The following is an 18167-nucleotide window of genomic DNA, read 5'->3' on the forward strand; positions in this document are numbered from 1 at the left end:
ACGCGGCATTACGGTGTGCTGTAGCCGTGTAGTAGGTAGCGGGGCGATGACCGTGGGTATCGAGCAATACCGCGAGATGTTCAGCGAGGAGATCCCGGTACGCGCCCCTGATAGCGAAGTAAAGCCATTGTCTTTGCGGGGGAGCATGAACGGCCACGGCGATTGGTGTGTGCGACTGAGTGATGGCGGCGCCGGGGAGTGGGAAGGAGACGGCCACGATGTATTCGATGCATTCGCGGTGGTGCGTAGCGAGCATGAGTCTCGTGGGTTCCACTTCCTGGTCGTAGGGGCGAGACCGGTGCGCTTGACCAAGGCACTGATCACTCACGGCGACTTGAGCGCGCTGATCACCGTATCGACAGGAAGATCAATGTGTTTCTGGTCACCCCGACGAAAACCAAGACTGCTGATCCCGCCATTCCCCAACTGAGCAGCTCTCGACCGGACGAGTCGGTCTTCCGAAAGATGAGCAGCCCCGGAGCGCGAGTCAGTCCCTGGCTCCGGGCTGCTCATGCAGTTGGTGACCGCACTGTATGCCACCCACCGGCTTTGGGAAACGGCTCAGTTTGGCCCCGATTGCTGCGCTGGTCGTCGACCCCGTCTGACCGGACCGGTTATCGCTACCCCGCACGGCCTTGGCCGTGCTCGTCTGGCCACGCCGCCGACAGCGGCACCAGCCTTGCGCGACCAGCTGACGCTGGCGCCCTCAGCGCGATCTGGCGCTCGAACCTTCGGCTGCTGGTGCCGTCATTGCGGCCGGTTGCCGAGCGCGTCGAACACTAAGCGCCCGGCAGCGTTGTACCATCCGCCATCCGGGCCCTCCGTGTAGACGACTTGGCCGTTCGCATCGCGCCATGTGCCGTCTTCGAGGGTCCAGCCCTGGAACTCGGTTCCTGACAGGTCATCGGAGAACCGGCCGCCGAGCCCGCCGACATTCCCATCGCTGGACGGACTGGCCGCACGGAGTTCGGTGTTGAATGCCTCAAGCTGGCGGCGGGTGTGTTCGATTTCCTCGTCGTTGGGCCTCTTCGCTGCGGCTTCGGTGTTGCTGTAGAAGAGTTTGCCTCCGAATTTTTCCGGCATGGATTCCTACTCCTAGATTTCCGACATTTGGATGATGATCCTGCCCGTCGCGGGGTCGCGGAACTTGTTGTGCACGAAGAATTCTGTGTTCGAGGGGAACAGGACCTCATCGGGAGTTCCGTACTCGCCGTATACTCGCCCGTTCTTGCTGATGATCTGCATTTCGACCTTGGCGTTCTGTACGAACACGTCATCGACTCCGCTCGGCTTGTTGGACGTTGAGGTGAACCCCAGTTCCGTTGTCGGTTTGCCCGGTTCGTAACGGGCGAGCTGTTCGGGCGTCAGGTTGGTATGCCGCAACACCGGACCCTCGTGCGCGGGCAGCTTGGACAGCGCCGCATTCAGGTCATCGACGTATCTTTGCTGCTCTGGGGTGAGGGGATCGCCACGCCGCAACAGCTCGGTAAGATTGTTGCTTCGGCTGTCGGCCGGGCCGAGTTCAAGCACGTGGCGATCGCGCGCGGTGAGGTCACTCACCCAGCTCGTAGGCTTGGGCCGCGCCCTGTTCTTGGCGCCCAGGTCCAGCAGTCGCTGCATCTCCTGGCGATGTCGGGAGAAATCGGGCACCGCGGAGAATCCGCGCCCGAGCCCGCGTAACTTGAACACCTCGACCAGTGGCCTGATCTTCGGCCCATAACGAGCAACGATGTGCGCGACCCGCCCGGCAGCGATTGCGGCACCGCCCGCGGCGGCGGCACCGAAGGTCACCAGCGACGCGGCAATCGTGATCGTGGCGCTGATCGCGATTTCGATTGCGGTTTCCTTGGCCAACTGGTCAAGGAAACCGGCGATCTTGTCCCGCATCTCCGCCAGCGCGTCACGGTGCTCGGTTGTCGACGCGGCCAGTTCACCGAACCCGGTCACCACATCGGCAGCCGCCGCGCGCAACGCGCGCAGGTCCTCGTCCACATGATCGAGTTCAGGGGCGGTGATCGGCGCGAACAGGCCTGCGATGCGCTCCAGTTCAGCGACGAACCCCGTGACCTCCGGGGCTGCGGCCAACTGCGTCCACGCATCCGCGGCCGTTTTCAGCTTGCTGGTGTCGCCGTCGGGGATGACGATGCCGACCTTTTCCACCAGCCCGATTGCGCCGTCGACCAGCCCCTGCCCCGGCCCGCCCGCCGCCGGAAGGGGTGCTTTGCACACGAATATCGCCGGGTCAGGCATGGTCGGGGCTGTCGGCGGTTGCCCACCGGCGCCTATCGTGGCGAAATAGTCGCCGATCGCGTGATTGTGCCCCAGTTCGATCAGGATGCGGGCGTAGTTGTCGGCGGCCTCGGCGACCTGCCGGGTGCCTCTGATCAGCTCATCGGCGCGGGTGTCGTAGGACTGCGCCCAGGACACCGCCTCCGAATACGACCCGCACATCTGCCCGCACCCAGCCAGAGTGGACCATTTCGCGTCCACGGCGCGGAACCAGGCCTCGGCGGCCGTGACGAGCGCACGCCCGGAGTTGGTGTAGACGTCGGTATCGACATCGATTACGGTCACCGCGCCGGCCCTCCCTGATGCCCAGGCGAGCCACCACGCCCCAGCACCGACAGATTCGCGGCCACGGTCGCGCTGTAGGCGTCATGCGCGGCCTGTGCGGCGGCTCTCATCTTCTCGATGCCGCAGGCCGCCTTCTGCGCTCCGGCGACCCAGTCGGCGTGCGCTTCGGCGTAGGCGTCGGCCGCCGCACCGTTCCAGGTCTGCTGCACCGTCACGATCCGCTCGTCGATCTCGATCAAGCTTTGTTCCAGAAATCCCCGCAATGCATCGATCCGCACCGTGGTCGCGTCCAACTGCCCCAAATTCACCTTGTACTCCACAGTGTCCCCTTCTCGTCAGACGGCGGGCAAATCGAGCGAGAAGCCTTCGGCGCGCACCTGATCGACCGCGTCGAGCCGGGTGCTCACCATCCCGAGCGCCTCGGCCATCTCCGACAGCGCCTCGAGCACCTCCACCACGCCTTGCCGGGCCTCGCTCCAGCCCGCCGCGTACGCATCCGACGCAGGGCCACGCCAGGTCACCAGCAGAGTTTCGACTTCGACGTCGGTCGACCGCACCCCACTGATCAGCGTTTGCGCCGTGTCGTAGACATACCGGCCCGCGTCCGATCGACGGCCGGACAGCGCGGCGAAGCCATGGGCGACACGGGAGTTCCCGCTCGATGTGGCACCACCGAAAAGTGATGGAACCGATCGCGACCGCGCTGCGTCAATACGAGTGACAGAACAAGTCTCGGATCGGAGATACGCGGATTACCGACACGCCTCAACACACCTACATCGAGGCTCTGACGTGGGACAAGCAGGCCAATGCCGCCTACCTCGCCATCCGAGCCGAGGAAGCCGGACAACGGCACGCCGCTCTGACGCTCCGGGTCGAGACCGAGGATGGCGCGGTTGTGGCCGCACTCGATTTCGGAGCTGACGGCACACTGATGGGAGTGGAACTCCTCGACGCCGACACCCAATTGACCGCCGCCATGAAGGCGGACGCGACCGACATCACCTGAAAACCGCCAAGGTTGCGGTTCGACCGATCCCGTTCGGCACGCGAAAGGCGCGGATGCTTCCGGAGCGCTGGGAGCGATCGGACGAGAATCCATCAAGCACGTAGTGGCAGAACGACATTTTCAGACGGCGATCTCGTCCTGACGGGGTCCGTCCTCGCACGTGGCCCCTCGGGGCGTTTGGTTCGTGCTCCCCGCGCCCGCGGGGATGATCCGCCGCCGACCATGTCCGCAACGCTTCTCGGTCAGTTGGTTCGGTGGTTAGCGGCCAGAAAATCATCGAGACTCACTGAGCCCGGATCTACACGTCGCCACCCTCGTCGAACAAGTCCTGCGGCTGCCAACTTGGTGAGGGCCTTGTAGCCGGCGGCAGTTCCGATTCCAACCACGGCGAAGATTTCGACAGGTGCTGTCCTCCCGTGCTCAACGATCTCCTCGTACACGCGCCAGCAGTTTCGTCCGAGTATTCGCCATGCTTCATGAACTGGCTCAAACGGATCGGTTCGCCCGCCAGTTCTCTCAGCAAAATCATCGAGACTGAGAGGTCCCAGTTCCACGTGACAATGTGATCGGTTGATCAAACCGCGGCGGTCAACCGTGCGAGGGCTTCATAACCGCGGCTGCTTGACATCCCCGCCGCTTCGATGACATCGAGGGGGATGGTCAACCCGTTCTCGGCGATCTGCTCGTAAGCGGCCTCGCAACGGGGCCCTAGGGTCTTCCATGCCTCATGCGTTCCCGCGGCGGGCAAGCGCATCGGGCGTCCCTGAGTGAAGTAGCGCGGAAGCGGCCAAGTGACCCCGATCCGGAGTGACAACCCCCCTGTTTTGGCTGGTCGCCATCACTGCAGTTCTGTTGCCCTTGCCGTCGGAAGCGGGCAGGTAGGAGCCTGCCCCAGCGCTAGCCGTGGGCCAGGCGTTTCGCGGCGAGCTGCCGCAGGTCACTGGATTTGATCTTGGCGCTGCCGGTGAGCGCGATGTCCTCCTCGGCGAACAACAGCACGTGCCGCGGCACCTTGTAGCTGGCCAGCCGCTCGCGCAGGAACGCGCGCAGCTGCGCGCCGTCGACCGTCGCACCGGTGTGGGGCACCACGCAGGCCACCACGACCTCGCCGAGCGTCTCGTGCGGAACGCCGACGGTGCGCGCGACCTTGACGCCCGGGAACCGGATCAACGCTTCGTCGACCTCCAGCGGGGAGACATTCGCGCCGCCGGTCTTGATGATGTCGGTCAGCCGGCCTTCCCAGTACAGCCGGTCCGCGTCGTCGAGGTAGCCCCCGTCGCCGGTGTGGAAGTAGCCGTCGGCGTCGAGCGTCTCGTCCAGCGCGGTGCCGAGGTAGCCGAGCATGAGCGTCGGTCCTTTGACACAGATCTCGCCGCGTTCGCCGCGGGCCAGGACGCCGCCGGTGAGCGGGTCGACGATCTTGACGGTATTTCCCGGCAGCGGTCGGCCGCTGCTGCCCGCGATCTCGTCCTCGGGTGTGCAGGCCGGAAAACACGTGGTGATGGTGAACGTCTCGGTGTTGCCGTATGCGTGCCCCGGCTCGGTCCAGGTGGTCGACACACTTGGGTGGCGTGCCGCGGGCGTCTGCACGTCCACGAATCGCAGGCTGCTCAGGTCCGTGGTGGGCCAGTTGGGCGCGCCTTCGAGCTGGGCCCACTGATGTGGCCACGCGACCGGGAAGTTCACCCGCTCGGCCCGCATCAAGTCCACAGCGGCGGCGGCATCGAAGGTCGACTGCAGCACCAGGCTGCCGCCCGCGGCCAGGGTGGCGCCGAGCGCCTGGCCGAAGTTGCCGGACCAGAAGAAGCCGTTGGCGGTCCAGCAGCGCACGTCGTCGTCCGGGCCGAACCCGAACATGCGGCGCAACCGCCACATCTGGATGGCGACGCCGCGGTGGGCGCTGCGGATGCCTTTCGGCTTGCTGGTGGTTCCCGACGAGAAGAACAGCACCGCGGTGTCGCTGGGCTGCACCGTGGCCGCTGTCGCCTCGACCAGCGCCGGTGGCTCGGCGTGCCCACGTGCCAGGAAGGCGGGCCAGGAATCGATCGCTCCGCCCGGCACCGGGTCGCCCACCACCGCCAGGTGACGCAGGAACGGGTAGGCCGCCGAGCGCACGGCGCCCGGCGAGGCGGTGCCGATCGCCGGTTCCAGTCCGGTCAGCACGGCGGCGAAATCCTTGTTCGCCACGGTCCGTTCGAACAGCAGCACCGAAACACCGGACAGCCGCAGCAGGTGGTCGAGCTCCGCGGGGCTGGAGAAGGTGCTGAACGCGACGGCCACCGCGCCGGACAGCGAGGCGCCGAAGACGGCCGAGAGCCACTCCGGCCGATTCGTCATCAGCACGCCGACCCGGCTGTCCTTGCCCACCCCGCATGCGCGCAGGGCGCGCGCCACTTCGGTGGCGCGCTCCCACAGCTCGGCATAGGTCCAGCGGATGACGCCGGTGTCGGTGTGCGCGACGAGCGCTTCCCGGCCGCCGTACCGCTCGGTGACCTCGCGCAGGAAGCCGGGCAGGGTGAGCGGTCCGAGCCCGGGCTCGTCGGACAGCGGCGGGCCGGTGGCGATCGCCACGGCTCGTGCGCGGGCGTCGTTGGTGTCGGTGGTCATCATCGAACCTCAGTACGGGAGTTCGACCTCGGCGGTGCAGTCCACCAGCACGCCGAAGTCCTGATTGGTCAGCCGCAGTTTCACCTGGACCAGCGGCACGCCCCACGCCGATTCCGTTTCCTTGCCGATGATCTCGGCATCGAAATAGGTCACGTCGCCCTCGAAGGCGGGCAGGCGGAAGTCCGCCTTGCTGTGCCGGACCATGCCGTCGTGCCCGGCCCAGTACGAGAGGTAGTCGGTGCACCAAGCGCCCATGGTGGCGCCGTAACCGTAGGCGCGCGCCATCCCGACCTCGCCCGCCTTGTCGGCGTCGATGTGCCCGCGGGACGGGCCGACGTACAGACCGTCGCGTTTGCGCGGATCGATGCGCGCACCCTCTTCGTCGAAAGCGAATCCTTCGGTCCAGCCCGGATCCTGGTAGACCCAGGGGTCCTCGACGCCCTCCGGCGCGGTCCAGTGGAAGGTGCCCCAGATGTTGAACAGGAAAGCGCGGTATTCGGTGGTGAAGCTGGCGATGGTGTGCGGTCCGATCACCCGGCGCGGCAGCCGGTCGCCGACCTTCACCTCGTCGAAATGCGGCGAGACGCCGGCCCGATTGGACAGGATCCACTCATGGCGCAACGACTCGATCTCGGCCAGTTCCGCGGTGGTCCAGGTCCGCACCGCGCCGAGCTGGTTGTCGTACATGCCGCGCTCGGTGGCCTCCGAGGCCAGATAACGGATGGCGGTGGACCTTTCGCGAGCGACCAGCACACCGTTCTGATTGCGGTGGGCGGTGTCGCCGCGGGAGAACATCGTCGGCCCGGCGAACTTCGTCTCCACCACCTTGTAGTCGTGGAATCGCCGGTCCTGGAACAACTTGTCGCCCGGACGCACCGGGCAGCCGTAGAACCACCATTCCTCACCGCCGAAGATGAGGTGGCTGCCCGGGATGTATCCGACACAGGCCGGCTGCGCGCCGTGCCCGTAATCCAGCGCGACCGCGATCGATTGCGGCGCCACGATGCCGCCGTAGCGGGATTCCCGGGCGAATTCCTGGTCCCAGTGCAGCGGATTGGGATAGTCCATCGCCATCACCCAGCGGCGGATGTCGGAAGAACTGCACGGGTCCCACAGCTGTCCGCCGCCCACCGGCTTGCCGACCCGGTGGTCGACGTCGGACAGGTCGAGTTGCACGGTGGATTTCGTCGATTTCCTGGTCACCGGATGCTCCTGATCAACGATTCACGTCGACGACGATCCGGCCGCGCACGGTGCCGTCGATGAGCCGGCCGGCCGCGGTGATCGCCTCGCCGAGGGGGATCTCCTGGGCGATGCTGTCCAGGGCGGCCGGGTCCAGGTCACGGGCGAGCCGTGCCCAGGCGTCCAGCCGCCGCTGCTTGGGCGCCATCACGCTGTCGATGCCCGACAGCGTGACCCCGCGCAGGATGAACGGGGCGACCGTGGCCGGGAAGTCCATCCCCTGGGCCAGGCCGCAGGCGGCGACCGCGCCGCCGTACCGGGTCTGGGCGCACGCGTTGGCCAGCGTGTGGCTGCCGACGGTGTCGACCACGCCTGCCCAGCGCTCCTTCTGCAGCGGTTTGCCGCGCTCGGCCAGTTCGGCGCGATCCACCACGGTGCCCGCGCCCAGGTGCTGGAGGTAGGCGGTCTCGCTGGTCTTGCCGGTGGCGGCGGCCACGGTGAACCCGGCCTTGCTCAGCAGCGCGATCGCGATGCTGCCCACGCCGCCGGTCGCGCCGGTCACCAGGATCTCGCCCTGGTCGGGGCGCAGCCCGTGGCGCAACAGCGCTTCGACGCACAGGCTCGCGGTGTAGCCCGCGGTGCCGACCGCCATCGCCTGACGTGCGGTGAACTCGGTGGGCAGGGGTATCAACCAGTCCCCGTTCACGCGGGCTCGCCGACCGAGGCCACCCCAGTGCGTTTCCCCCACGCCCCAGCCGTTGAGGATCACTTCGTCGCCCACCGACCACTCCGCGTGGCTGCTCTCGGTGACGACACCGGCGAGGTCGATGCCGGGGACCATCGGGAACGCGCGCACGACCGGGGACTTACCGGTGATGGCCAAGGCGTCTTTGTAGTTGAGCGTGGAGTAGGCGACCTCGATGGTGACGTTCCCCTCGGGCAGCGTCGCTTCGTCCACGTCCGTCAGCGTGACCTTCGGTCCCGCCTCGCCCTTCTCGATCAGAACTGCGGCAAACATGCGGCGAGAATTCCCTTCCTAGAACGGGTGAATATCAAGATCTGTCAATACATTTTCATAATCGAGAATCTAATTCTCCTAGTGAAAAAGCATGCTCCCACCGTCCGATTCGGGTGTCAACCGGCGGTTACCGGCGGAGACCTCCGCTCACCGGGCAGTCCAGCCGCCGTCGACGACGATGGTCTGGCCGGTGACGTACCGGGCGGCGTCACCGGCCAGCCAGGTGACGGCGCCGACGATGTCCGCGGCATCCGCCTCGATCGGCAGCGGGGTGTTGCGGCGCAGGTAGGCGGCGCCGCGCTCGTCGTCGTAGAGGCTGTCGGTGATCTCGCTGCGAAAGAAGCCGGGCGCCACCGTATTCACCCGGATCGAATGTCGCGCCCATTGCACGGCCAGTTCGGCGGTGAGGCCCGACAGCCCCGCTTTGCTCGCCGCGTAGGACGCCTGCGGTATGCCGGGCACGCCGACCCGGCCGCTGATGGAGGAGACGTGGACGATCGAGCCGCGGCCCACCGCCCGCATGTGCGGGAACACCGCTCGAGCGAGCAGGAACGGAGCCACCAGATTGAGTTCCAGGGTCCGGTGCACGGCGTCGAGCGGCTCGGATTCGGCGCGTTCGGTGGTGAATCGGCTTCCGGCCGCGTTGATCAGGATCTCCGGCGGTCCCAGGCCGTCGACCACTGCGGCGACCACGGCGCCGATGTCCTGGGGCCGGCTCAGGTCGCACATCACGGGGAGCCCGCCGATGCGCCCGGCGAGTTCGGTCAGCCGGTCCGCGCGACGGGCCACGACAGCGACTCGGGCGCCGAGCGAGGCCAGCGCTTCCGCGACCGCGGCGCCCAAGCCGGACGACGCCCCCGTCACGATCGCCACCCGGCCGTCGAGATCGAACATGTGCGGGGCGCGATCGGGCCGGGAGGTCACGGCTGCTCCTGCGTCGTGGATCGCGCGGAGGTCACCAGTTCGGTCAGGCGTGTGCGCTCGATCTTGCCCATGGCGTTCACCGGCAGCGTATCCACCCGGGTCCAGATCTCCGGCACCTTGTATCCCGCCAGCTCGCGTCGGCACAATCGCGCCACGGCGTCGAGATCCACTGTCGGCCCGGCGCTTTCGATCACCGCCGCGACTTTCTGGCCGAGCCGCTCGTCCGGTACCGGGCACACGGCGACCTTCGCCACGTCGGGGTGTGTCGCGATGACCCGCTCCACCTCGAGCGGGTAGACGTTCGCCCCGCCTCGGATGATGACCATCTTCTTGCGGTCCAGCACCGAAAGCGTGCCCTCGGCGTCGACGGTGCCGACGTCGCCGGTGGGGATCGGGCCCGGCTCCGGCGGCCGCACGCCACCACGCTCCCAGTAGCCCAGCATCGGCGTCCACAATCCGGCCCACGGGCCGGTGGTGGCCGACTGCAGCCGTAACTCGCCGAGCGAGCCGGGCGGCAGCCGATGGCCCTCGTCGTCGTAGGCGGCGACGTCGTAGTGCGGCAGCACCCGGCCGCTGGCGCCGGGGATCCACCCGTCGCCGGGTGGGTCGATCGAGACCACCGTCGGCGCCTCGGTGAGGCCGTAGGTGACGCGAGGCACCGGTCCGTGCGCGGCGGCGAAAGCCGCGCGCACCGAGTCCGGGGTGTCGCTGCCGCCGCTCCAGACCTCGCGCAACGAGCCGAGCTCGAGTCCCGGTTTGCGCGCGAGGTCGTAGAGCTGCGCCGGTGCGCCGTTCCAGACCGTGACGCGACGCTCGGCGATCCACTCGGCGACACCGTCGACATCGCGGCGGTCCATGACGACCGCGCAGCCGCGGGCCTGCGCGGTGAGCAGGGTGGACAGCACCATCAGATTGAGGATCGTCAGCGGGAAGCTGTCGCCTTTGCGCAGTTCGGGCCCCCAGCCGCGGGTCGCCGTCAGCGCGGCGCCGGGCAGCAGCAGGTTGCGCTGACTGTGCACCACGGCCTTGGGCTGCCCGGAGGTGCCGCTGGTGAAGGCGATTCCGGCCGGGGCGTCGATGTCCTGCTCGACCCGTGGCGCGGGCGCCGCACGGTCGAGCAGTGCCGCCCACTGCTCGGGGCCGACCGCCCGCGGCGAGTCCACCCCGCACCGCGGGCCTGCGAGCAGGGCGGCCGGTTCGCACAGATCGTGCAGGTACTGCTGTTCGTTGGCGGTCAGCGCCTCGCCGATGCCCGCCCATACCGCGCCGATGCGCTGCGCGCCGTGGAAGGCCGCCACGATGTCGAGGTCGTTGGGCAGGCAGGCGGCCACGCGGTCGCCGGGACGCACGCCCAGCGACCAGAGCGCGCCCGCCGCGCGGTGGGCGTGGTCATCGAGTTCGACGTAGGTCCAGGCGCCGGAGGCGGCTTCCACGGCTACGGCGTCCGGGTGGGAGCCGAGGGCGGTGTCCAGCACCTGGGCGATCGGGCGAAGGGCGGGCGCGCCGGGCGGGGCGCCGCCGTTGAAACTGTCCACAGCCTCCTTGATATCACTATCCTTGCAAAGATTCATCAGATAGGCTCACGGCGCGGCTTGCGGGGGCAGGGCGGCGGCGGAGGGGTTGCGAAAGAGGCATGGTGATGGCACACAGTGGTCCGCTGTCCGGAGTCCGTGTCGTCGATCTGACGGCGATGGTCATGGGTCCTTATTGCACGCAGATCATGGCCGACATGGGCGCGGACGTGATCAAGATCGAGCCACCGGACGGCGACAACACCCGCTACATCTCGGTAGGGCCGGAACGGGGGATGAGCGGCGTCTTCGTCAATGTCAACCGGGGCAAGCGCAGCGTGGTGCTCGACCTGCGGTCCGAGGAGGGCAAGCGGTCGTTGCGCGAACTCATCGGGCAGGCCGACGTATTCATTCATTCCATGCGCGCCTCGGCGATCGCCCGGCTCGGCTTCGGTTACGACGACGTGGCCGCGCTCAATCCTTCGATCGTCTACACCAATTGCTACGGCTACGGCCGCCGCGGCCGCGACGCCGGTCTCACCGCTTACGACGACACCATCCAAGCCGAGTGCGGTCTGCCCTTCGTTCAGGAGCAGCTCACCGGCACCGCCGGGTACGTCGGCACCATCATGGCCGACAAGGTCGCCGGGTTGACCGCGCTGTACGCGACCACGATGGCGCTGTTCCACCGGGAACGCACCGGGGAGGGGCAAGAAGTCGAGGTGGCGATGTTCGAGACGATGGCCGCGTTCATGCTGGTGGAGCACGCCAACGGGGCCATGTTCGATCCGCCGCTGGGGCCCGCGGCCTATCCGCGCGCGGTGACGCCGAACCGCAGGCCCTATCGCACCGCGGACGGCTACCTGTCCGCGCTGGTCTACAACGACAAGCAATGGACGGCGTTCATCGAGGCGGTACGCCCGCCGTGGGCCGGTCCGGAGTTCGCCACCCTGGAACAGCGCGCGGCCCGCATCGACACCGTCTACGCCCGCCTCGGTGAGACGTTCCGCGAGCGAACCACCCGCGAGTGGCTGGATCTGCTGCGCTCGCTGGACATTCCGGCCGCGCCGGTCCGCTCGCTGGACGAGCTCTTCGACAATCCGCATCTCACCGATGCGACTTTCTTCGAGACTGTGAATTCTCCGTATGGAACAGTCCGCTTTCCCGGGCCACCAACGTGGTTCTCCCGCACGCCGGGGCGCGTCGCGGCGGCCGCGCCCCGGCTCGGCGCCGACACCGCAGAGGTGCTCGGCCGACTGCCATCGGCCGCCCACGGTCGCCCGAACGGCCGGGTGCGGCGGTGACCGCGCTGCTCGAGGCCGCCGACCTCGACCTGACGACGATCCTGCGGGCCGGTGACCGCATCGTGGTCGGGCAGGCCTGTGGCGAGCCCACCACCTTGATCGAGGCGCTCATCGCGCAGGGCGGCGCGATCGGTGGCGTGTCCGCGTTCATCGCGACGAGCTTCTCCGGATTGTTCACCCCGGCCGCGACGGAGGCATTCGCCCTGTCCAGCATGGGAGCGATCGGCGCGCTGCGGTCACTGACCAAAGAGCATCGGCTGAGTATCGTCCCCTGCCACGTCAGCCGGGTGGGACCGATGATCGAAGCCGGAATCCTCGGCTGCGATGTCGCTTTTGTGCAGGTGAGTCCGGCCGACGAGCGCGGTGAGCACAGCTTCGGCCTGGTCAGCGACCACGTGCGCGCGGCGGTGGCGGCGGCGCGCGTCGTGGTCGCCGAGATCAACGACCAAGTGCCCTTCACGCTGGGGGAGCGGCTGCCGGGCGCCGAAATCGACTACGCCGTCCGGGTTTCCCGGCCGCCGGTGCAGGTGCCGCCCGCGCGGATCGGCCCGGTGGACGAAGCGATCGCCGGGCACGCGGCCGCCTATATCGAGGACGGCGCGGTGCTGCAGATCGGGGTCGGCGCCGTGCCCGACGCCGTGTTGCGCCTGCTGCACGACCGCACCGATCTCGGCGTGCATTCGGGGATGATCGGCGACGGGTTGGTCGATCTGGTCGAGTCGGGCGCGGTCACCAACGCGCGCAAGGCCATCGATCGCGGGGTGTCGGTCACCGGCGCGCTCATCGGCACCGAGCGCCTGTACCGGTTCGCCGACCGCAACGCGGCGATCCGGATGTGCGCCACCGACTACACCCACGACGCGGGCGTGCTCGCACGGCTGGAGCGGCTGGTCACCATCAATTCCGCCATGGAGGTCGATCTGACCGGGCAGGTGAACGCCGAACAGAGCGGTGCGGCCTACCTCGGCGGCACCGGTGGGCAGGTGGACTTCGTCCGGGCGGGCGCCCGTTCGCGGGGCGGTCACGCGATCGTCGCGCTGCCGTCGACCGCCAAAGGCGGCACGGTCAGCCGGATCACCGCCACGTTGTCCGGGCCGGTCACCACGGCGCGCAGTGATGTCGACGTGATCGTCACCGAGTTCGGCGCCGCCGAGCTCGCCGGGCGGACGCTGGCCGAACGCACCCGCATGCTGATCGCCGTGGCGCACCCCGATTTTCGCGAAGAGCTGGAACGCGCGGCCCACGTCGTCCAGCGGAGAGGTTTCTGATGTCCGACGCCGTTGTCTTCGAGGCCCGCCCCGACGGGATCGCGATCATCACCCTCAATCGGCCGCGACGGCGCAACTGCCTGGCTCGGGACGTGCGGGAAGGCCTGTTCGACGCCTGGGACCGGTTCGAGCGCGATCCCGCGCTGCGCGTCGCGATCCTCACCGGCGCGGGGTCGGAAGCCTTCTGCGCGGGCGGGGATCTCGAGGAGATGGTCGCGACCGGCATGGCGGTGCCGCCACGGGACATGTACCCGCTGCCCTACGACACCCTGGAGTTGTCCAAGCCCACCATCGCGGCGGTCAACGGCGCGGCCTTCGCCGGGGGCTGGATGATCGCCCAGGCATGCGACCTGTGTGTCGCGAGCACCACCGCGACCTTCGCGGTCACCGAGGTGAAAGTGGGCCGCAGCTCGCCGTGGGCCGCGCCGCTGATCCACATGATCCCGCAGCGGGTGATGATGGAAATCCTGCTGACCGGCAAGCCGATCGATGCGCGGCGGGCCTATGAGATCGGGCTGGTGAACCGGTTGGCCGAACCGGACGATCTGATGGACACCGCGCTCGGGCTGGCAGCCGAGATTCTCGCGGGCGCTCCGCTTTCGGTGCGGGCCGCCCGGGAGACGGTCATGCTCGCGACCGAGATGGGACGCTCGGCCGCGCTGCAAGCCGCGCGGCACGCCTCGGTGCGCTGCTACACCAGCGAGGACGCGCAGGAGGGTCCGCGCGCGTTCGCCGAGAAGCGCAACCCGCGCTGGACCGGCCGCTGATCCGGTCCTGCCGTCTGCCGTGCTTCTCCCTATTGACCACTCTGGAAGAACCATGCTAAGCATGTGCACAGCACAGCATGCTGGGCGAGTGCTCAGTCTGCGCCGGAACGGCGACCGCGACGCCGGCGCGACGTCGGGCGCTGTGCGTCCCCACCGATCAGGAGTGTGCCGTCATGGCCGTATCCCCGTTGTCCGAGTCGCCGCAGTCGGTCACCTGCGGGGTGGTGACCGTGCTGTTGGACGGCACGAAATCCACCATCGAGGTGCGCCCCGGCGAGACCGTGCTGGAGGCCGCGAAGCGAGCCGGGCTCAACCCGCCGTTCGCCTGTGAGGAGGGCAACTGCGGCACCTGCATGGCGCGGCTTGTCGAGGGTCGCGTCGAGATGCGGGTGAACGATGCCCTCACCGACGAGGACGTGGCCGAGGGTTATGTGCTCACCTGTCAGTCCGTCCCGCAGACCCCGTCGGTGGGCGTCGATTACGTGTGATCCGATCGCGCGACCTCCACCACAACTTTGCCGATCGCGCGGCCGTCGGCGACGTGCCGCAGCGCGGCGGCCACCTGTTCGAGCGGGTAGTGCGCGCCGATGTGCGGCCGGACGTGCCCGCTCGCCGGCAGCGCCGCGAGTTCGTCCTCGTTGCGCCGGTATTCGGCCGGATCGAGATCCTGGCGCAGGCCAGAGAGCGGACGGCGGCCGCGACGCCGGCTGTCCTGTGGAACGCCGCTGGGCCGGGTCTCGGGCTGGCGGCGGGACCGGGCGGGGTGGACAGCGCGCCGACCGCGCTGCTGCGCGATACGCTCGCGGAATTGGGCAGCGCCGCACCGGATTCCGACGCGGCGCTGATCGCCCATGCCACGATCGGCACGCTGGCCGAGCGGTTGCGGCAGCGCAGAGCCCGCGCCGGACGATGTCGAGCGCATCACCGCCTTCTGCCTGCGCGCCCTGATTCCGGCGGGCCCGGAGTGAGAGCGCTCAGGCGTCGTCGCGCAGCAGCCGCAGTGGCGCGTGGTCGGCCCAGCCCTCCTGTGGCCAGTTGAACCACCCTGCCGACGCCGAGGTCCCGCCGTCGGGATGCAGGGTCGCCCCCGTGAGGTAGGACGAGAGCCGCGACGCCAGGAAGACCACGCAGTGCGATACGTCGGTGACCCGGCCGAGCCTGCCCATCGGGATGGCGACCCGCACGCCGGCCGGATCGTCGAGTGCGCCGTCGGCGCCCGAGATGCGGGCGAGGTTCGGCGTCGGGACGTAGTCCGGCGCGACGTTGTTCACCCGGATGCCGTCCGGGGCTACTTCCACGGCCAGGGTGCGGGCGAACTGTTCGACCGCCGCCTTCGCGGCCGCGTAGACCGCGAAACCCGGTGCGGCGCGGTGCGCTTCGATGGTGGTGATGTTGACGATGCTGCCGCCGTGCCCGCCCGCGCGCATCCTGGGGACGGCGAGCGAGCAGGCGTGCAGTACGTGCGTCAGATTGGTGCGCAGCAGCGCGTCCCAGCCTTTGGCCGTCGTCTCCGTGAACAGGGCGCGGAACGTGCCGCCGACCACGTTGACGAGGATGTCCAACCGGCCCCACAGCGCGTCCACCGTGTCGAACAGCGCGGCGAGGACCTGGGGGTCACGTGCGTCGCCCACCTCCACCAAGGCCTCGTGGCCCTGCTCGTCGAGCGTGCGCCGCAGCGCGCAGGCCGCCTCCGGATCGAGGTCGAGCACCGCTGGGCGCACTCCGTTCGCGGCCAGATCCGCGACGATCGCTTGCCCGAGACCTCCGGCGCCACCGGTGACGACCGCGACGGCGCCGTCCAAGCCAGCCCGTTGCTCGAACCACGTCATCGCGGCGACCGCTCGAGATACGTCTCGCCGAACGCGGCGAGGAAATCGAGCGTGGCCCGGCGGTCGCCCGTGCGGCCGGACACCACGATCCAATCCACTCCGGCCTGGGCCAGTTCCGCCAGCGCGGCCCGATGGCGCTCGGCGTCGACGGCGGGAGCGGTGATGCCAGGCGGGTTGTAGGAGTACACGAGGTCGATGTGCCCCTCTCTCCCGGCCGCCGCGGCGCCGGCCCGGATCTCGGTGATCTTGCGAGCGAGTTCCGCCACCGTCCCCAGTTCGGGGGTCCTGGCGGTGGCGCTCAGTTCCGCGCCACCCGTCATCGGGATCCAGCCCTGCGCGTGTTCGGTGACACGACGGCGGCTGAGACGGGAGTTGCCGCCGACCCAGATCGGGATGGGCCGCTGCACCGGCCGCGGCCTGGCCACCACGTCACGGGCGCTGAAGTGGCGACCGGTGTAACTGAACGGCTCGCCGCTCCAGTGCAGCGGCAGCACCGCCAGCGCTTCGTCGACCAACGCGTTGCGCTCGTCGAAATCGACGCCGAGGGCGTGGAATTCGCTTTTCTGGTAACCGGCGCCGAGCCCGAGGATCATCCGGCCGCCGGAGAGTTTGTCCAGGGTGGCGGCCGATTTCGCGAGCAGCATCGGGTTCCGGTAGGGCGCCACCGTGAGGTGGGTGATCAGCCGCAGCCGCTCGGTCGCGGCGGCGGCGAAGGCGAGCGCGACGAACGGGTCGAGGGTCTGATGCCCGCCCGCCCCCAGCCAGCGGGCGCCGGGCGCCGGGTGCTCGCTGAGCGAGAACCCGTCGAACCCGTGCCGTTCGGCGGCGGCGGCGAGCTCCGGCAGTGGGCCCGCGTCGAGCAGATCACCGTCGTACCCTGCGGTTTCCGGATAGTGGAAGATGAAACGCATTGTCTGCCTGTCGCTTCGCGCCGGTCAGCGGCCGTGCTTGACCTGATTGAACGGGACGTCGCGATCGGCGGCGAACTCGCGGGGCATGCCGAGCACGCGCTCGCTGATGACATTGCGCGCCATCTCGGTGCTGCCACCCGCCAGGCTCCACGCGGACCGGAACAGGTACTCGAGACCCACCTCGGCCGTGTCGGCCGCGTCCCCCGGGCTGTGGGTCGCCGCGGTGGAACCGGCGATGCGCACGGCCATGTCCGTTTGCAGCCACGCGTTCTCCGCGCTGAGCAGCCGGGGGATGGCGCCGGCCGAGGGCGGCAGGTCGCCGTTGACGATCGCCCGCGAGACGTGCGCGATGAGCTGGTCGCGCACCACGTTCATGGCCCGCGCCTCGCCGATGTCCTCCCGGGTGCGCGGGTCGTTCCATTGCCCGGTGGCGCGGGCGAGCGCGATCAATCGGTCGGCCTCGCCGCCCAGGTGCGGGCGGGCGCCACTGGTGTAGGGCGAGGTGCCGCCCAGCGCGGCCCGCTCGTGGTGCAGCAGCCGGGACGCGGCGTCCCACCCGCCGTCCACCTGGCCGAGCACCGCCTCCTCCGGCAACGCGACGTCGTCGAAGAACTCCTGGCAGAACTCGGTGGAGCCGGTCACCTGCTTGATCCGCTGCACGGTGACGCCTTCGGCGTGTACCGGCACCAGGAACATGGTGAGCCCGCGGTGCTTGGGGACCTCCCAGTTGGTGCGAGCCAGGCACAGGCCGTAGTCGGCGGCGTACGCGCCGGAACTCCAGATCTTGGACCCGTTGAGAATCCAGCGATCGCCGTCGCGTTCGGCCCGGGTGGTGAGCCCGGCCAGATCCGATCCGCCGCGCGGCTCGGACAGGAACTGCGCGAGGATCTCCTCGCCGCGCAGCACGGCGGGCAGGTGGGTGCGTTTCTGCTCTTCGGTGCCGAGATCGAGCAGGCTCGCCGCGCAGATGGCCAGCGTGGGCACATTCAGCAGCAACGGCATCTCGTAGGGGAGTGATTCCTCGGTGAACGCACGCTGGTGGGCGGGGGTGAGGCCGAGCCCGCCGTACTCCGCGGGGAAGCAGATCCCGGCGAATCCGCCCCCGTGGAGGGCCCGTTGCAATTGCCGGGCGCGCTCCCATGCCTCCTCGGTGTCGGACTTGTGGTCCGCGGCGGACGCGGGGCCCAGGTTGTCCCGCAACCAGGTCCGCGCGCGGGCGCGGAAGTCCTCGACGGGCTCCAGATCTGTGGTCATTGCGACGGT

The 18167-nt window shown here is 68.9% G+C and carries 18 protein-coding genes; 5 read left to right on the top strand and 13 right to left on the bottom strand.

Annotation, left to right across the window (positions count from 1 at the left end):
* Positions 1-46 precede the first annotated feature (46 nt).
* Positions 47-430: a hypothetical protein gene (locus LTT66_RS27685; protein ID WP_233061430.1), complete on the top strand. Its 384-nt coding sequence runs from the start codon at positions 47-49 to the stop codon at positions 428-430.
* Between the two features lie 317 nt (positions 431-747).
* Here the strand turns inward: LTT66_RS27685 and LTT66_RS27690 are convergent, their stop codons facing one another.
* The 9 genes from LTT66_RS27690 to LTT66_RS27730 form a co-directional block, all read right to left on the bottom strand.
* The gene (locus LTT66_RS27690; RefSeq protein ID WP_233061431.1) at positions 748-1083 is read right to left on the bottom strand and encodes a hypothetical protein; all 336 of its coding nucleotides are present in this window, start codon (positions 1081-1083) and stop codon (positions 748-750) included.
* Positions 1084-1095: 12 nt separating this feature from the next.
* A complete protein-coding gene (locus LTT66_RS27695; RefSeq protein WP_233061432.1) occupies positions 1096-2427 on the bottom strand; it encodes a hypothetical protein in 1332 nt (443 codons plus the stop codon).
* Between the two features lie 143 nt (positions 2428-2570).
* Positions 2571-2894 carry a WXG100 family type VII secretion target gene (locus LTT66_RS27700; RefSeq protein WP_233061433.1) on the bottom strand — a complete coding sequence of 108 codons (324 nt, stop codon included), beginning with the start codon at positions 2892-2894 and terminating at the stop codon, positions 2571-2573.
* A 15-nt stretch (positions 2895-2909) separates the two neighbouring features.
* Complete coding sequence (locus LTT66_RS27705; protein WP_233061434.1) at positions 2910-3131, bottom strand: WXG100 family type VII secretion target; 222 nt, start codon at positions 3129-3131, stop codon at positions 2910-2912.
* Between the two features lie 1349 nt (positions 3132-4480).
* Positions 4481-6193 carry a class I adenylate-forming enzyme family protein gene (locus tag LTT66_RS27710; protein WP_233061435.1) on the bottom strand — a complete coding sequence of 571 codons (1713 nt, stop codon included), beginning with the start codon at positions 6191-6193 and terminating at the stop codon, positions 4481-4483.
* A 6-nt stretch (positions 6194-6199) separates the two neighbouring features.
* A complete protein-coding gene (locus LTT66_RS27715; protein WP_233061436.1) occupies positions 6200-7393 on the bottom strand; it encodes an FAS1-like dehydratase domain-containing protein in 1194 nt (397 codons plus the stop codon).
* A 13-nt stretch (positions 7394-7406) separates the two neighbouring features.
* On the bottom strand, positions 7407-8390 hold the full coding sequence (gene acuI / locus LTT66_RS27720) for an acrylyl-CoA reductase (NADPH) (protein ID WP_233061437.1): 984 nt from the start codon (positions 8388-8390) through the stop codon (positions 7407-7409).
* A gap of 147 nt (positions 8391-8537) precedes the next feature.
* A complete protein-coding gene (locus LTT66_RS27725; protein WP_332909641.1) occupies positions 8538-9314 on the bottom strand; it encodes an SDR family NAD(P)-dependent oxidoreductase in 777 nt (258 codons plus the stop codon).
* The gene (locus tag LTT66_RS27730) at positions 9311-10849 is read right to left on the bottom strand and encodes a class I adenylate-forming enzyme family protein (RefSeq protein ID WP_233061438.1); all 1539 of its coding nucleotides are present in this window, start codon (positions 10847-10849) and stop codon (positions 9311-9313) included. The genes LTT66_RS27725 and LTT66_RS27730 overlap by 4 nt, the downstream gene beginning before the upstream one ends.
* Before the next feature lie 104 nt (positions 10850-10953).
* On the opposite strand from LTT66_RS27730, the gene LTT66_RS27735 reads away from it, so the two are divergent.
* The 4 genes from LTT66_RS27735 (at position 10954) to LTT66_RS27750 (ending at position 14652) form a co-directional block, all read left to right on the top strand.
* A complete protein-coding gene (locus LTT66_RS27735) occupies positions 10954-12129 on the top strand; it encodes a CaiB/BaiF CoA transferase family protein (protein ID WP_233061439.1) in 1176 nt (391 codons plus the stop codon).
* Positions 12126-13397 carry an acetyl-CoA hydrolase/transferase family protein gene (locus LTT66_RS27740; protein ID WP_233061440.1) on the top strand — a complete coding sequence of 424 codons (1272 nt, stop codon included), beginning with the start codon at positions 12126-12128 and terminating at the stop codon, positions 13395-13397. The genes LTT66_RS27735 and LTT66_RS27740 overlap by 4 nt, the downstream gene beginning before the upstream one ends.
* Positions 13397-14164 carry an enoyl-CoA hydratase/isomerase family protein gene (locus LTT66_RS27745; protein ID WP_233061441.1) on the top strand — a complete coding sequence of 256 codons (768 nt, stop codon included), beginning with the start codon at positions 13397-13399 and terminating at the stop codon, positions 14162-14164. Before LTT66_RS27740 ends, LTT66_RS27745 begins: the two co-directional genes overlap by 1 nt.
* Positions 14165-14337: 173 nt before the next feature.
* Entirely contained in the window at positions 14338-14652 is a 315-nt protein-coding gene (locus LTT66_RS27750) for a 2Fe-2S iron-sulfur cluster-binding protein (protein ID WP_181725073.1), read from the top strand.
* Here LTT66_RS27750 and LTT66_RS37255 read toward each other — a convergent pair.
* The 4 genes from LTT66_RS37255 to LTT66_RS27770 all read right to left on the bottom strand — a co-directional run bounded on the left by LTT66_RS37255 (position 14643) and on the right by LTT66_RS27770 (position 18158).
* Positions 14643-15017, bottom strand: a complete 375-nt coding sequence (locus LTT66_RS37255; protein WP_332909642.1) for a zinc-binding dehydrogenase — start codon at positions 15015-15017, stop codon at positions 14643-14645. The two genes, LTT66_RS27750 and LTT66_RS37255, sit on opposite strands and share 10 nt — an antisense overlap.
* Before the next feature lie 121 nt (positions 15018-15138).
* Complete coding sequence (locus LTT66_RS27760; protein WP_233061442.1) at positions 15139-15993, bottom strand: SDR family NAD(P)-dependent oxidoreductase; 855 nt, start codon at positions 15991-15993, stop codon at positions 15139-15141.
* Complete coding sequence (locus tag LTT66_RS27765; protein ID WP_233061443.1) at positions 15990-16904, bottom strand: LLM class F420-dependent oxidoreductase; 915 nt, start codon at positions 16902-16904, stop codon at positions 15990-15992. Before LTT66_RS27765 ends, LTT66_RS27760 begins: the two co-directional genes overlap by 4 nt.
* A gap of 24 nt (positions 16905-16928) precedes the next feature.
* A complete protein-coding gene (locus LTT66_RS27770; RefSeq protein ID WP_233061444.1) occupies positions 16929-18158 on the bottom strand; it encodes an acyl-CoA dehydrogenase family protein in 1230 nt (409 codons plus the stop codon).
* Between the last annotated feature and the right edge of the window lie 9 nt (positions 18159-18167).

The sequence above is a fragment of the Nocardia gipuzkoensis genome, assembly GCF_021183645.1.
GTDB classification, from domain to species: domain Bacteria; phylum Actinomycetota; class Actinomycetes; order Mycobacteriales; family Mycobacteriaceae; genus Nocardia; species Nocardia abscessus.